The sequence below is a fragment of the Dermacoccus sp. 147Ba genome (genome assembly GCF_004151355.1).
Classification (GTDB): Bacteria; Actinomycetota; Actinomycetes; order Actinomycetales; family Dermatophilaceae; genus Dermacoccus; species Dermacoccus abyssi.
The window spans coordinates 44,342-59,613 of the sequence record NZ_SEHL01000011.1 but is presented as its reverse complement, the minus strand read 5'-3'; the positions used below and the strand labels follow the sequence as shown (position 1 = coordinate 59,613).

The 15,272-nt window shown below is 68.6% G+C and carries 12 protein-coding genes; 5 read left to right on the top strand and 7 right to left on the bottom strand.

Annotated elements, in window-relative coordinates:
• Nucleotides 1-47: 47 nt before the first annotated feature.
• From EVU97_RS13260 to aroQ, 3 genes are read right to left on the bottom strand one after another with little or no spacing between them, the layout of a single operon-like run.
• Entirely contained in the window at nucleotides 48-1,247 is a 1,200-nt protein-coding gene (locus tag EVU97_RS13260) for an acetate/propionate family kinase (protein WP_129666483.1), read from the bottom strand.
• Nucleotides 1,244-3,319: a phosphate acetyltransferase gene (pta, locus tag EVU97_RS13255; RefSeq protein WP_129666481.1), complete on the bottom strand. Its 2,076-nt coding sequence runs from the start codon at nucleotides 3,317-3,319 to the stop codon at nucleotides 1,244-1,246. The genes EVU97_RS13260 and pta overlap by 4 nt, the downstream gene beginning before the upstream one ends.
• 27 nt (nucleotides 3,320-3,346) lie before the next feature.
• On the bottom strand, nucleotides 3,347-3,811 hold the full coding sequence (aroQ, locus tag EVU97_RS13250; protein WP_129666479.1) for a type II 3-dehydroquinate dehydratase: 465 nt from the start codon (nucleotides 3,809-3,811) through the stop codon (nucleotides 3,347-3,349).
• A gap of 105 nt (nucleotides 3,812-3,916) precedes the next feature.
• Between aroQ and EVU97_RS13245 the strand changes: the two genes are divergently transcribed.
• Nucleotides 3,917-4,276, top strand: coding sequence for a nuclear transport factor 2 family protein (locus EVU97_RS13245; protein WP_129666477.1), 360 nt, complete (start codon nucleotides 3,917-3,919; stop codon nucleotides 4,274-4,276).
• A 36-nt stretch (nucleotides 4,277-4,312) separates the two neighbouring features.
• Here EVU97_RS13245 and EVU97_RS13240 read toward each other — a convergent pair whose 3' ends face one another.
• Nucleotides 4,313-6,139, bottom strand: coding sequence for an NHL domain-containing thioredoxin family protein (locus EVU97_RS13240; protein WP_129666475.1), 1,827 nt, complete (start codon nucleotides 6,137-6,139; stop codon nucleotides 4,313-4,315).
• Nucleotides 6,140-6,354: 215 nt separating this feature from the next.
• On the opposite strand from EVU97_RS13240, the gene EVU97_RS13235 reads away from it, so the two are divergent.
• Nucleotides 6,355-7,188: a DUF559 domain-containing protein gene (locus tag EVU97_RS13235; protein WP_165357972.1), complete on the top strand. Its 834-nt coding sequence runs from the start codon at nucleotides 6,355-6,357 to the stop codon at nucleotides 7,186-7,188.
• Nucleotides 7,189-7,216: 28 nt separating this feature from the next.
• Here EVU97_RS13235 and EVU97_RS13230 read toward each other — a convergent pair whose 3' ends face one another.
• Complete coding sequence (locus tag EVU97_RS13230) at nucleotides 7,217-8,038, bottom strand: carbon-nitrogen family hydrolase (RefSeq protein ID WP_129666471.1); 822 nt, start codon at nucleotides 8,036-8,038, stop codon at nucleotides 7,217-7,219.
• Between the two features lie 4 nt (nucleotides 8,039-8,042).
• On the bottom strand, nucleotides 8,043-10,154 hold the full coding sequence (locus tag EVU97_RS13225) for a cytochrome c oxidase assembly protein (protein WP_129666469.1): 2,112 nt from the start codon (nucleotides 10,152-10,154) through the stop codon (nucleotides 8,043-8,045).
• 149 nt (nucleotides 10,155-10,303) lie between these two features.
• On the opposite strand from EVU97_RS13225, the gene EVU97_RS13220 reads away from it, so the two are divergent.
• From EVU97_RS13220 to EVU97_RS13210, 3 genes are all read left to right on the top strand, one after another.
• Nucleotides 10,304-10,801, top strand: coding sequence for a MarR family winged helix-turn-helix transcriptional regulator (locus tag EVU97_RS13220; protein WP_047310625.1), 498 nt, complete (start codon nucleotides 10,304-10,306; stop codon nucleotides 10,799-10,801).
• Nucleotides 10,798-12,771: an MDR family MFS transporter gene (locus tag EVU97_RS13215; protein ID WP_304988626.1), complete on the top strand. Its 1,974-nt coding sequence runs from the start codon at nucleotides 10,798-10,800 to the stop codon at nucleotides 12,769-12,771. Before EVU97_RS13220 ends, EVU97_RS13215 begins: the two co-directional genes overlap by 4 nt.
• Nucleotides 12,772-12,876: 105 nt before the next feature.
• Nucleotides 12,877-13,827 carry a hypothetical protein gene (locus EVU97_RS13210; RefSeq protein WP_129666467.1) on the top strand — a complete coding sequence of 317 codons (951 nt, stop codon included), beginning with the start codon at nucleotides 12,877-12,879 and terminating at the stop codon, nucleotides 13,825-13,827.
• A gap of 19 nt (nucleotides 13,828-13,846) precedes the next feature.
• Here the strand turns inward: EVU97_RS13210 and EVU97_RS13205 are convergent, their stop codons facing one another.
• Complete coding sequence (locus EVU97_RS13205; RefSeq protein ID WP_129666465.1) at nucleotides 13,847-15,193, bottom strand: TrkH family potassium uptake protein; 1,347 nt, start codon at nucleotides 15,191-15,193, stop codon at nucleotides 13,847-13,849.
• Nucleotides 15,194-15,272 lie beyond the last annotated feature (79 nt).

The following is a 15,272-nucleotide window of genomic DNA, read 5'->3' as shown; positions in this document are numbered from 1 at the left end:
AATTCGCTGACATCGCTGTGCACGACTCCGGTCGGGCACTACGGTGCTCAGTCGATGACGGCCACGGTGTGCTGAGCGATGGCGAGTTCCTCGTTCGTCGGCACGACGCAGAGGGCCACCTTCGAGGCGGGAGTCGAGACGACGCGCGGGTCGTCGCTGCGCACCTCGTTCGCGGCCTCGTCGAGCTCGACGCCGAGCCACGAGAGACGCTCGCAGACGGCGGCCCGGACCGCGGCGTTGTTCTCGCCGACGCCGGCGGTAAACGTCACGGCGTCGACGCCACCGAGAACCGATGTGTAGGCGCCGATGTACTTGACGAGGCGGTGCACGTAGACGTCGAACGCGAGCGTCGCCGTCTCGTCACCCGCCTCGACGCGCTCCATGAGGTCGCGGAAGTCGGTCGCACCGGCCATGCCGAGGATGCCCGAGCCCCTGTTGAGGAGGGTGTCGATCTCGTCGACGCCGAGCCCCGCGACGCGGTTGAGGTGCAACACGGCACCGGGGTCGATGTCGCCGCCGCGCGTGCCCATGACGAGGCCCTCCAGCGGCGTCACACCCATCGACGTCTCCACGGCACGACCGCCGTCGATGGCCGACATCGAGGCACCGTTGCCGAGGTGGCAGACGATCTGCTTGAGGGAGGCCGGATCGGCGCCGAGCAGTTCCGGCACCCGCGCCGACACGTACTCGTGCGACGTGCCGTGGAAGCCGTACCGACGCAGGGCGTGCTCCTTGGCGAGCGCGGCGTCGATGGCGTAGGTGTACGCCGCGGGCGGTAGCGTCGCGAAGAAGCCGGTGTCGAACACGGCGACGTGGGCGTGGTCGGGAAGGATGCGCTGTGCCGCCTCGATTCCCGTCGCGTTCGCGGGGTTGTGCAGCGGCGCGAGGGTGCCGAGGCGCTTGATCTCGGCGAGCACCCGCTCGTCGACGAGCACGGGGGCGGAGAAGTTTCGCCCGCCGTGGACGACGCGGTGACCGACGGCGACGACGCCCGCGTCCGCCAGTGCGAGACCGGTCTCGCTCATGACGTCCGTCATCTGCTCGAGCGCGACGGCGTGGTCGGCGATCGCCACCTCGCGGTGGGTCTTCTCTCCGTCGTACTCGTGCGTGATCGTCGCGTTGTCGTGCCCGATCCGCTCGACGAGGCCCTTGACGAGGTGCTCGCCGGTGGTGGGATCGACGATCTGGTACTTGAGCGAACTGGATCCGGCGTTGAGAACGAGGACGTTGCCGTCGCGCTGGGTCATCGTGCTTCCTCCTGCGCCTGGACGGCGGTGATGGCGATCGTGTTGACGATGTCCTCGACGAGCGCACCACGCGACAGGTCGTTGACCGGCTTGTTGAGCCCCTGCAACACCGGGCCGATGGCGACGGCGCCCGCGGAGCGCTGCACGGCCTTGTACGTGTTGTTGCCCGTGTTGAGGTCGGGGAAGACGAGCACCGTCGCGCGTCCGGCCACCGGCGAATCGGGCATCTTCGAGCGCGCGACGCTCGGTTCGACGGCCGCGTCGTACTGGATCGGCCCGTCGACGAGCAGCTTAGGCGCCCGCTCGCGCACGAGTTCTGTTGCGCTGCGTACCTTCTCGACGTCGGCACCGCTACCGGACGTGCCGGTGGAGTAGGACAGCATCGCAACGCGCGGATCGACGCCGAACGCCTCGGCAGTACGCGCCGAACTGATGGCGATGTCGGCGAGTTCCTCGGCGCTCGGGTCGGGGTTGACCGCGCAGTCGCCGTAGACGAGCACGCGATCGCCGAGCGCCATGAGGAAGACGCTCGAGACGATCTTCGCGTCCGGAGCCGTCTTGATGATCTCGAAGCTCGGCTTGATCGTGTGCGCCGTCGTGTGCGCGGCACCCGAGACCATGCCGTCGGCGAGCCCGAGGTGCACCATCATGGTGCCGAAGTACGACACGTCCTGAACGATCTCGCGGGCCTTCTCGAGCTCCAGCCCCTTGTGCTTGCGAAGCTCCGCGTACTCGGTGGCGAACTTCTCGACGAGTTCCTCGTCCTGCGGCGAAACGATGCGCGCCCCGCGGATGTCCAGGCCCTTGCTGCTCGCGAGGCCGCGCACCCGGTTCTCGTCGCCGAGGATCGTGAGGTCGGCGATGCCGGCGCGCAGCACCTCGTCGGCGGCCTGCAGGATGCGGATGTCGTCACCCTCGGGCAGCACGATGTGCTTGCGGTCGCCGCGCGCGCGGTCGAGCAGGCGGTGGCCGAACATGAGCGGCGTGACGACGGCCGCCTCGTCGACCTCGATCGCGGTGAGCAGTCGCTCGGCGTCGATCGACTCGCTGAACACGCGCAGCGCCGTCTGCTTCTTCGCGAGGCTCCCCGAGGACAGGGCACTGCGCGTGCCCGCGAGCGCCGCCGTCGTCTCGAAGGTGCCGTCGTTCGTCACGAGGATCGGCACGTCGAGCTCGGTGCCGTCGAGCAGTTGCTGGACGCTCTCGGGCGGGCGGTAGCCGCCGGTCAGGACGACCGAGGCGAGGCCCGGGAAGGTACCCGACTGGTGGGCGAGCACGAGGCCGGGCAACACGTCGTAGCGGTCACCGGGAGCGATGACGGTGACGTCCTCGACGAGGCGCGTCAGCACGTTGGGCAGCGACATGGCGGCGACGACGAACCCACGCGACTCGCGCTGCAGCCACTCCGGGTTGCCGCGCCACAGCGTCGCGTTGCACGCGTCCGCGAGCGCCTGGATCGTCGGCGCGACGAGCAGTGGCACCTCGGGCACGACGCCGGCGACGGGCACGCTCTCGGTCTCGGGGTCCTGCGCCAGCGCGGCGCAGATGGCGTCGGTGTCACCGCTCGTGGCGCGGTTGACGACGAGCGCCACGGGCACCGCGTGCTGGGCGCGAAGCTGCGCGCAACCCATGACGGCGACCTGCTCGATCTCCTCGGGCGTGCGCTCGCGCCCGTGGACGACGAGAACGACCGGTGCACCGAGGTTCGCGGCGATCTTCGCGTTGAACTCGGCCTCCCGGCCGGTGGAGACGTCGGCGAAGTCGCTGCCGAGGGCGAGCACGACGTCGGCGTTCTGGGCCACGGCGTCCCGACGCTGCAGGATCGTGCCGAGTGCGGCCTGCTCGTCGTCGTGCAGGGCGTCGTACGTGACGCCGATGGCGTCCTCGTAGCTCTGGTCGACGGCCGGGTGCGACAGGAGGAGGTCGACGACCTTGTCCCTGCGCGCGGCCGTGACCGGCCGGAAGACGGCGATGCGACCCGCTTGGCGGGAGAGGAGGTCGAGGAGGCCGTAGGCGACGGTCGACTTACCCGTCTCGCCTTCGGCCGAGGTCACAAAGACGGTGCGCGACATGCCTCCACCCTAGCGAGGGCATTCGTCTCAGACCGCGATCTCCCCACCCGGAACGAGGGCATCGAGGCGACGTACCGCGAACTCGTACCCCTGCACACCGCAACCGACGATGACGGCGGCGGCCTTGTCGCTCAGGTACGAGTGGTGGCGGAACGGCTCGCGCGCGTGGACGTTCGAGATGTGCACCTCGACGAACGGTGCCTCCAGGTTCGCGAGGGCGTCTCGGATGGCCACGCTCGTGTGCGTGTACGCGCCTGCGTTGATGACGACGCCGACGCTCGTGCGGCGGATGCGCTGGATCTCGTCGACGAGGGCACCCTCGTGGTTGCTCTGGAAGCACTCGACGTCGAACCCGAGCTCCCCGCCCGTGCGGCGAGCCAGCTCCTCGACGTCACCGAGGGTGTCGGCCCCGTAGATGTGGGGCTCACGCTCGCCGAGCAGGTTGAGGTTCGGGCCGTTGAGGACGTGAAGGGTGCCGCGCGCCGAAGTCATGCGCCCATCTTGCCGTTCGCGCGGCGCGTGCGAAACCCACGGCTCACGGACTCGACCCCTATCGTGTGTCGCACCGAACCCGACAGCGCACAGAAGGCACCGGCCATGAGTGAAGCCAAGAAGGCCCACATCCACCGCTACTACGAGGCCGTCGACGCCGCCGACGTCGAGGGAGTGCTCGACATCTTCACGCCGGACGCCTCCTACCGCCGCCCCGGCTACCCCGACATGGTGGGCGCCGACGCGCTGCGTGCCTTCTACGAGGGTGAGCGCGTCATCGAGAGCGGGCGCCACAGCGTCCACACGCTCGTGCTCGAGGGCGACGAGGGCTTCGTCGGCGGCTCGTTCGAGGGCGTGCTGAAGAACGGCGATCAGGCGTCGCTCGAGTTCGCCGACCTCTTCCGGTTCGTGCCCGACGGCAAGGTCTCCTTCCGCCAGAGCTACTTCTACGCCCCTTTGGTCTGAGCCCGGCGCACGCCCGAGGGCGCTACGGGTCCGCGCTCAGACTCCGCGCAGGTCGAGTGTCAGCGTCGACGGCGCTCCGTCGACGACGATGACGGGGATGCCCCAGTCCTGCTGGTAGAGGTGACACGCGGCGTGCTCGGGCACCTCACCGGTGACCGGATCGCCGTCACAGGCCGCCGCGCGCACACTGACGTGAAGGATCGCCGAGCCGGCGCTCTCGTCGATGACGAGCGACCGCGTGAGTCCCTGACCCTTGCCGGCACCTTCGCGCAGGAACGCCTCCGGCGAACTGCTCACCTGCAGCATCGTCGGGTCACCCCAGCGCATGTCGAGCTTCTGCCCCGCAGGCGGTTCGAACGTGACGACGAGTTCCGCTGCGCCACTCGCGATCTCGGTGACGGGTCGTTGCGTCTGGTGCGCATCGCCGCGCACGTGCTGTGCTTCCTGCGTCAGCGCGACGGGCGTCAGGCGGTGGGCGTTCGCCTCGACGACGAGCAGATGGGCGCGGTCGTCGCCTGTCGCCGGAACGACGATGACGTCGCTCGGCTCCGCGAGGCCGGTCGTGAGCGATGAGACCTCGCCCTTCGCAGGGTCGAAGCGGCGTAGTGCGCCGTTGTAGGTGTCGGCGACGACGACGGAGCCGTCCGGCAGTTCCGCGACGCCGAGCGGGTGCTGGAGGAGCGCTTCGTCGGCCGGTCCGTCGACGTGCCCGAAGTCGAACAAGCCCTGCCCGACGTGGGTCGTCACCTCGAAACCGTCGTCGGTGACGGCAATGCTGCGCAGCGCGGATGTCTCCGAATCGGCGATCCACACGCGCGAACCGTCGGCCGAAGTGGCGAGGCCGCTCGGCTGGGCGAACCAGGCGTCGTGGGCAGCACCGTCGCGGATGCCCTCGTTCGACGTTCCGGCGAGGACGGCAACCGTGTTGTCCGCCGGGTCCTCGGCGAGGTGAAGCACCCACAGCTGATGTGTGCCCGCCATGGCGACGACGACACGGTCGTACCACCACGCGAGGTCCCACGGCGTCGACAACGCCTGCCTGAGCGCCGGCCCGGAGCCTTCGCGCTCGCGCAGCTGTTCCCCCGTTCCGGCGAGGGTGCGCACGCGCCCGTCGCTCAGGCGGATGCCCTTGATCTCGTGGTTGACGCTGTCGGCGACGAGCACGTCGTCACCGGTGCGCTCGGCCGCCTCCGGCGGGAGGACGAGCAGGCCCTGGGGTTCGTTGAAGACGCCCTCACCACCGAAGCGTGCAAGCTCGATCTCGTCGTCGGCCGCGAGGTGGACGACCTCGTGATGCGCGGTGTCGCTCACGACGACGGTGCCGTCGGCGAGGCGCGCCACCTTGCCGGGGAAACGCAGCGCCGTGCTCGGCGCGGGCGGCGGAACGTACGGGCCGCTGCCGGAGCGCAGGGTGCCCTTGGCCTCGTGCTCGACGAGCAGTTCCTCGACGAGCGTCGTGAGGCCGTGGCCGTGACCTTCGCCGGACATCGACGCGACGATGTAGCCCTCCGGGTCGATGACGACGAGCGTCGGCCACGCGCGGGCGGCGTACGCCTGCCACGTCACGAGGTCCGGGTCGTCGAGCACCGGGTGGTGCACGGCGTACCGCTCGACGGCGGCCGCGAGCGCCTCCGGGTCGGCCTCGTGCTCGAACTTCGGCGAGTGCACCCCGACGATGACGAGCTTGTCGCCGAACCTCTCCTCGAGGGGGCGCAGCTCGTCCAGGACGTGGAGGCAGTTGACGCAGCAAAAAGTCCAGAAGTCGAGAACGACGACCTTGCCGCGCAGGTCCGCCAGGCGCACGTCGTCGCCTCCGGTGTTGAGCCAGCCGCGTCCGGTCAGTTCGGGGGCGCGAAGTTTCATGCGAGACACCCTAACGGTCGATGTTTGGGTATCAGCGAGACTGCCCGGTCACGCTGATACTCGAACATTCGCGTTGTCCACAGGGCTCCTGCAGCACTCCACCGGTTTCTTCGACAGTGGGGCGTATGACTCACAGACATCGGGACGTCTCCGCCCTGGGCCGAGAGCTCGCTTCGTCCTCCTACGGCGTCCTGTCGAGGCGACGTCTCGCCCTCGTGGGTGTCGACCGCTTCGATGTGCGCACCCAGATCCGCCTCGGCCGGTGGGAACCCCTCGGGCACCACTCGCTGCGCGTCGTCGACGTGGCATGGAACGACGTCCGCTCGCCCATCGTCGCCGCAGCCTTCGACGCCGCTCCAACAGCCTGGGCAGACGGGGTGAGTGCACTTCTCCTCGCCGGCTTGAGCGGGTGGCGGTCGAACTGCATCGACCTGGCCATGCCCGCCACCGCCTCGGCTCGCTCCACGCCAGAGGTTCGACACCACCGCGTCACCGTCACGCCGTTGCGCTGGCCCCACCCCATACCGCGCGCCCACGAAGCCATCGCAGCCGTGCGCGCGGCGGCGTGGGCCGAGACAGACCGTCAGGCCGCGGCACTTCTGTCCATGAGCGTCCAGCAACGGCTGGTTCACGCACCCCGGATGACGCAGGCGCTGGACCTGCTTCCCAAACTTCGACGCCGCGCTTTCATCCGCGACGTGATTGCGGATATCAGCGGAGGTAGCGAATCGATGGGTGAACTGGACTTTGTCGCCGAATGTCGGCGCCGCGGCCTTCCGATACCTGATCGGCAAGTGCTGGGGCCCGGCCCCCGCGGGCGGATGTACCTCGATGTCGTGTGGGAAGCGGCACGTTTGTGTGTCGAGATAGACGGCGCGCACCACTACGTCGGCGACGTACCCATGGCCGACGCGCTGCGTCAGAACGAGATAGCGATGGGCGGACTCACCGTGATGCGTATCCCTCGGTTGGCCCTACGTGTCAGCCCGGAGCCCTTCTTCGCGCAGATCCAGCGCTATCTCTCCGCTCATGGTTGTGTACGAGCGTGACTCAGGCGTCCCGCTCGTACACAACCATTCACAGGCGTCGGTCGGACAGAACGGGGAAGCTCTCGCGGGCCGCGCGCACCTCGCCCACGTCGATGTCGAGCGTGAGCACGCGCTCACCGCGGCCCGCCTCGGCGAGCACCTCACCGCTCGGGGAGATGACGGCCGAGTTGCCACCCATCTCCGTCTTCGCGTGCGTGCCCGCAGTGTTGCAGGCGATGACGAAGACCTGGTTCTCGATGGCCCGTGCCTGCAGGAGCGTGCGCCACGCTGCGACGCGTGCCGCCGGCCACGCCGCGGGGATGACGAAGATCTCGGCGCCCTCGTCGACCTGCTTGCGGAACAGCTCCGGGAAGCGCAGGTCGTAACAGGTGGCGAGGCCCACCTTGACGCTGCTGCTGCCGCTTTCGTCCCCCGACGACGGCTCGTCGAGGTCGAGCACGACGACGTCCTCGCCCGCCTCGAGAAGCTTGGGCTCGCCGTTGCCGAACCCGAAGCGGTGGATCTTGCGGTAGGTGCCGACGAGTTCACCGTCGGGGTCGAACACCATCGACGTGTTCCACAGTCCACGCCCCTCGGGGCCGGGTTCGCCCGACTTCTCGATGATCGAACCGGCGTGCACGTACGCGCCGAGGTTCGCAGCGGCTTCGGAGAGCGCCTGCGCGACCGGACCCTCGACGTCCTGGGCCTTGTCGGGCCACGCCGGGTAGTCGAAACCTCCGGCGCTCCACAGCTCGGGCAGCACGACGAGGTCGGCGCCCTCCTGCGACTCGACGAGCGAGGCAACGCGGTGGATGCGCTCGGCCATCGGCTCCGAGTCGGTGTAGGCGAGCTGGATGAGGGCGACGCGCATGTTCTCAGTCCTTCGTGGTCGACGAGTTCGAACGGGCCTCTTCGTTCTCGACGGTAGCCGACGAGGCGCCGTCACGCTCCACCCCCGAAGCGGGGCGTCCACCGCGCGCCGCGAGGTACTCGTTGTAGGCGCGAAGTTCGGCGTCGTCGTCCCTTTCGGCCTGACGCTCGGCACGCTCACCCTCGATGCGGTCGGAGCGGTACCACTGGGACGCCACGATCATGGCCAGCAGGAACGTCGGGCCCTCACCCGAACCCCACGTGATGGTTCCCGCGGCCTGCTGGTCGCGTAGCGGGTTGTCGACGAAGCCGAGCTGCTCGAAGAACCCCGGGGCGAGCAGCGTGTCGCCGGTCATCATCGCGACACCGAAGAACGCGTGGAACGTGATGGTGATGAGGAGCACGAGCAGGCGCAGCGGTGCGGGCCACTTCTTGGGGCCCGGGTCGATGCCGATGAGCGACCACGCGAAGAGATAACCGCTCACGAGGAAGTGGACGTTCATGAGGATGTGGCCGGTGTGCGTCGTGAGCGCCAGTTCGAACAGCGGCGTGTAGTAGAACGCCAACAGGCTCACGAAGAACAGCGCCGCCGCGACGGCCGGGTTCGCCACCACGTTGAGGTAGCGGCTGTGGACGACCGAAAGCAGCACCTCACGCGGGCCACGCGTGCCGTCCTTGCGCTTCGCCCAGGCGCGCAGCATGAGCGTCACGGGAGCAGCCATGACGAGGAGGACGGGCACCGTCATCGAGATGACCATGTGGCCGGCCATGTGGACACTCATCATGACGCGCCCGTAGACGCCGGCTCCGCCGTTGACCGTGACGAGGAAGACGAGCCAGGCGACCACCCACAGGATGGTGCGGTGGATCGGCCAGGCGTCACCACGGCGGCGCAGGCGCTCGGCCCACCGCACGTACTGGACGATGGCGACGACCGCGACGACCGTGAACAGCCACTCGATGCGCCACTGGCCGAAGAAGTTCTCGACCGAGAGCGGCGGCGGTGCCGCGTAGCCCGTGAGGTTGACGATGCGGTCGGAGCTCTCCGTCACCTCACCGACCGGCGGGGCGGAGCGGGCCAGGGCGGCGGCGAGGCCCATCGCGCCACCCATGACGAGAGCCTCGACGAACGCGAGGCGTGCGAACAGTGCCTTGCTCGGCTTGTCCGAGGCGTCACGTTCGAGGACGGCGACGACGCGGCGGCGCTGCTGCCAACCGATGATGCCGAGCACGAGAAGACACACGGCCTTGGCCACGATGACGAGACCGTAGCGCGTCGAGAAGTACTCGCCGATCTCGTGCACGCGCAGGGTCGAAGCGAGAACACCCGACAGACCGACGAGGCCGATGCACCACGTAGCGACGGCCGAGAAACGGCGCACCGACGCCGCGGCTCCCTTGCCGAGGCGCGGCCACATCACGCCGAGCGCGATGATGCCGCCGACCCACGCGGCGACCGGCGCGATGTGCAGGATGAGCGAGTCGACGGCCGTCTCGTGATCGGTCGATCCGGCCGCGTGCCCGCTGAGCGCAATGGGCCACAGTGCGAGGAAACCGAGCCCCGTCATCCAGGCGAGCGTGACGCGGGTGGCGCTCCACCAACACACGAGCGCGATGACGAGGGCCGCGAGCGCTGTCAGGGCGGGGTTGCGCAGCAGCTCGATCTGCCAGGTGTTGCTCCACCACTGCCCCACGTACCCGGGGCTGCTCACGGGCAAACCGGCGAGGTCGCCGTAGGAGAGGAAGCTGACGACGACGAGCGACGCGAACCACAGCGCGGCGCTGATGGCGGCCCAGCGTCCGGCCCGAGCAACACGAGCGGTCTTGCTGCCCTCGGGCACGACGAAGGCACCGAGCGCGGCGAATCCGATCGTGGCCGCCATCGCGACGTCCGCGACCGGCTTGAACACGGCGATGCCCCAGCGCACGAGCGCACCCGAGTCGAGAAGCTGCTGGGCCTTGCTCGCGCCGGTGAAGACGATGGTGGCCGCAGCCACGACGACCGCGACGCAGAGGACGACGAGGAGAACCTGAGGGCCGCTGACCCCCGAAGCCGACCCCCGCGACGTGGACGCAGCAGAGCCGGCACGGGGCGTTTCGGGGGCGTTCGTCGACATGGTTCCAAGCCTACGGTCCGGCCCCGACAAGCCGATCACGGCCACCCGGGCGCCACGGTTTGCTTGTATGGCACAACCAAACATATAGTTGTTCGCGCCAAGGAACGCCCGTCGTCCGACGCGGCACCACCCACCCCGCGAAGGACACCATGACCGTCGACCGAGCCGTGGCGCGCGAAATCGCCACGTCGCTCGTGGGCACGTTCAAGGCGCTCAGCGCGCACAAGCGTCGCCTCCCACGCCCCCACCCCCACGCCGAACAAGGGTCGATCCCGCTGCTCTACGCCCTCGCGGCCGAGCCGCTGCGCGTCTCCGCACTCGCCGAGGTCATCCACTCGGATGTCTCGACCGTCAGCCGTCAGGTGAGCGCCCTCTCCGGAGGCGGCCTCGTGGCCAAGATCCAGGATCCCGAGGACGGGCGAGCCCAGCTCGTCAGCCTCACCGACGAAGGCACCGCCCTCATCGAGGACATGCGAGAGCGCCGCGCCCGCTGGGTGCAGTCGCTCCTGTCCGACTGGAGCAGCGACGAAGCGCTCGAGTTCGAACGGCTCCTCACCAAGTTCTCGGACTCGCTCGACGCCTACGTGGCGCCCGCGGCCGACACCGCCTCCCCCACCACCGACTCCTCACGAAGGAACGACACGTGACGTCACCCGCAGCGCCGCCGGCCCCCGCGCCCGCAGCCGGCGAATTCACCCACGCGCAGATCATGCGCATCCTCTACGGGCTGCTCATGGGCATGTTCCTCGCCGCCCTCGACCAGACCATCGTCTCCACCGCGATACGCACCATCGGTGACGACCTGCACGGGCTGTCCGCGCAGGCGTGGGTGACGACGGCCTACCTCATCACCTCGACGATCGCGACGCCGCTCTACGGCAAGCTGTCGGACATGTTCGGGCGTCGCCCGTTCTACCTGTTCGCCATCGTCACGTTCATCATCGGCTCGCTCGCGTGTTCGTTCGCGGACACGATGTACCAGCTCGCCGCGTTCCGTGCGATCCAGGGCATCGGCGCCGGCGGCCTCATGTCGCTGGCTCTCGCCATCATCGGCGACATCCTGCCGCCGCGTGAGCGCGCCAAGTACCAGGGCTACTTCCTCGCCGTCTTCGGTACGACGTCGGTGCTCGGCCCGGTCATCGGCGGCTTCTTCGCCGAGCAGAGCTCCATCCTCGGCCTGACGGGCTGGCGCTGGGTCTTCCTCATCAACGTGCCGCTCGGCGTCGTCGCGTTCTTGCTCGTGGCGCGCACGCTGCACCTGCACCACGAGCGCCGCGAGGCTCGCGTCGACTACCTGGGCGCGGCTGCGCTCGTCATCGGCCTCGTGCCGCTCCTGACGGTGGCCGAACAGGGCCGCACGTGGGGCTGGGACTCGACGAAGTCGATCGCCTGCTTCGTCATCGGCATCATCGGCATCCTGCTGTTCATCGCCGTCGAGGCGCGCATGAAGGACGACGCGCTCATCCCGCTGCGCATCTTCAAGAGCCGCGCCATCTCGGTGACGATCGTCGGTTCGATCATCATCGGCATGGCGATGTTCGGCGCCATGATGATGCTGCCGCTCTACATGCAGATCGTGCACGGCGCGTCGCCGATGAAGTCCGGCCTCATGATGCTTCCGCTCGTGCTCGGCATGATGTCGGCCTCGATCATTTCGGGTCAGATCACGGCGCGCACCGGCGTCATCCGCATCTTCCCGATCATCGGTACGGCCCTGCTGTCGATCGGCATGTTCGCGCTGTCGCACATCACCGCCGACTCCGAGCTGTGGGTCGTCATGGCGTTCATGCTCCTCGTCGGCCTCGGCCTCGGTAACTGCATGCAGGCGCTGACGCTCATCGTGCAGAACGCCGTGTCGCCGCGCGAGATCGGTATGGCCACGTCGTCCGCGACGTTCTTCCGCCAGATGGGTGGAACCATCGGTGTCGCCGTCTTCCTGTCGATGCTGTTCTCGACGGTCGGCGACCGCATCAAGGAGAACATGACGGCGGCCGCCGCGACGCCGGAGTTCAAGCAGGCTCTGCAGACCGCGCTCGGCGACAAGACGCTCATGGCCGACAAGGAGGCCTACGGCATCGTCCAGGGTCTCGCGAACCCGAAGGGTGGTGGCGCTGCGCTCAACTCGGTGAGTGAGGACTCGTCCGTCATCTCGCGTCTGCCGAAGGCCATCGCGCACCCGTTCGAGGCGGGCTTCGCGGACGCCATGGACCACGTCTTCCTCACGGCGATGGGCATTTCCGTCCTCGGCTTCCTCGTGCTGCTGCTCCTGCCGAAGATCGAGCTGCGCACGCAGTCCGGCATGGCGGCCGCTGCTGCGGCCAAGTCGAAGGCCGAGGGCGAGGACGCCGCTGCTGCTGCGAGCGTGGGCGGCGTCGACGATAGCGAGGCTCCCGCCACCACTCGCGCTGCCGACGGTCACGTCAGTGGCACCTCGCCGGCCGCGGAGGTCGTCGGTACGGGCTCCGCGTGGTGCGCAGCGCCGACGATGGAGGAGATCGCCGCGGACGGTCAGCCCGTCCCGGAGGCCGTCCACGACGCCGAGGTTCGTGTGGAACTTCGCGAGCAGGGCGAGGACGTCGCGCACAAGACCCCGCGTCACCGTCGATCGGACGACTGAACGACGTCACCTGAAATGCCCGCTCCGGCTCTGACGGGGCGGGCATTTGCGTGTGATGGAATGTCGGCGCACGCCGACCTCTCGTGAGCGCGATGAGGATCGAAGATGGAGAACTGGAGCCTGGACCATCCGGGGCTCGGCCGCTTCGAGGCGTACGTCGGATGGCATGACGAACTGCGCCAGATCGACCCGAGTTACCCCGAACCCGACGAGGACGATTCGCCCGAAGCGCTCGCGCAGACTGCGGCGGCGAAGAAGGCCGACGGACGGCTGGGGCGCCTTGCCGGTCGAGTGCGCCCGATGCTCGGCATGAACGAGCAGTGGCAGCGCCAGGGGCTCGTCATCACCCGTGACGGGCGCACGATCTCGCGCCACCAGAGCATCGGTTCGCGCAAGGCACCGATGGCGCGCTCGCTGCCGGACGGCAAGTTCACCTCGAGTTCGTCCGCGACGAAGCCGTACTTCGACATCACGGCCGACCCCCTGGGGCGTCACCTGACCGACATCCACCTCAAGACTGAGGACGAGGTCGTCGCCTTCGAGCCGCCCGAGGACTCCCCAGCTGCCCGTCGTCAGGACGCGATGGACGCGTCCCCGTGGAAGCGCGTCGTGTACCCGCTGCTCGGCGGGCTCGGCAAGAGCGGGTGGACCATCGTGATGCTCCTGCTCGCGCCGGTCATCACGGAGATCATCGCCACCGTCATCGCGTGGATCGTCGAGTTGCTCGCGCCGCTCGTGCCCGACATCGACTGGCCCAACATCTCGCTGCCGAGCATCCCGTGGCCCGATCTGCCCAACATCAACTGGCCCGACATTCCGTGGCCGAGTCTGCCGAGCATCCCGTGGCCGGACTGGACTCCGCCCGGCTGGGTGGTGTGGCTGCTCGACCATCCGAAGGTCTGGTTCCCCATCTTCCTGGCCGTCTTCTGGGGTGTGGGGGCGCGCCGCGATGCGAAGAAGTCGCAGGCCAAGAAGGCCGAGTGGGCCAAGCGCCACGAGTACGCCCGCCTGGCCGGAGCGATGCGCGAGCTGGCCGCCCGGGAGACCGACGACTGACGCCCGGCGCGTGGGTCGCTCAGCCGATGAGCGGGCGCCCCTCCGGGTAGGTGTAGCGGCGTGTGCTCTCGCGCAGCGCCAACGCAGAGACGAGGGTGATCGGCCCGAGGCGCCCCAGAAACATGAGCGCGACGAGCAGCAGCTGACCGGCATCCGGCAGCTTGGCCGTAACACCGGTCGACAACCCGACCGTCGCGAACGCCGACGTCGACTCGAACAGCAACTCGGCGAGGCGAATGTCGGATATCTGCGTGAGGATCAGGGTCGAGGCGACGACGGCCGCGATGCCGATGAGGGCGACGTTGAGAGCCTGACGCATCGTGCGATCGGCGATGCGCCGCTCGAAGATCGTCGCATGCGTCTCCCCGCGCATCTCGGAGACGATGCCGACGAGCAGGAGGAAGAACGTCGTCACCTTGATGCCGCCCGCAGTACCGGCGGATCCTCCACCGATGAACATCAGGATGATCGTCGACAAGAGGGTGCCCTCGTCGACCTGGCCGTAATCCCACGCGTTGAATCCCGCGGTGCGCGGCGAGACGCTGTGGAACGTGCCCACGAGGAGCTTCTCGCCGAGGCCCATCTGGCCGAGCGTTTTCGGGTTACTCCACTCCACTGCGGTGATCACGACGGCGCCGATGAGCAGCAACGACGTCGACATCATGAGGGTGATCTTCGTGTGCAGGCTCCAACGGCGCCGCCTGCGGACCCGGATCACCTCCATAATGACCGGGAACCCGAGCCCACCGAGGATTATCGCGGCGCTGATGGGCGCAATGATCCACACGTCACGCGCGTAACTCATGAGATTGTCGCTGAACAGCGCGAAACCGGCGTTGTTGAACGCCGAAACGGCGTGGAAGACACCGAGGTACGCGGCACGGCCGAACGAATGGCCGTAGCCGAGCCACCATCGCAGAGTCAGGGCTGTCGCGACGAGGATCTCGACGGTGCACGTCACGCGCACGACGCCGAACAGCACGTTGCGGATGTCGCCCAGACCCTCGGCCTTCGTCTCGCTGGCAGCTGTGAGGCGGCTGCGCAGCCCGAGCTTCTTCGTCAGCACGATGGCGAGCAGCGACGCGAGCGTCATGACGCCGAAGCCGCCGATCTGGATGAGGACGAGGATGACGACCTGGCCGAACGGCGTCCAGTAGTTCGGCGTGTCAACGGTCGACAGGCCGGTGACGCATACGGCGCTCGTCGCGTGGAACACAGCGGTGACGACGGGCGCAGAGCCTGGCGCCGTGGTGGCGATCGGCAGCATGAGCAACGCCGTGCCGACCGCGACCGCTGCCGCGAATGCGGCGACAACGACCTGCCCCGCGTGCCGGAACCTCAGCTGCTTGACCCACTGATCACGCATCGGCTTCCCATCTCCGCCCTGCGGGCCGCCTGACTGCGGCCCGCCCCGAGCGTAGTCCCCGCCCTGCCACACGGGCGGC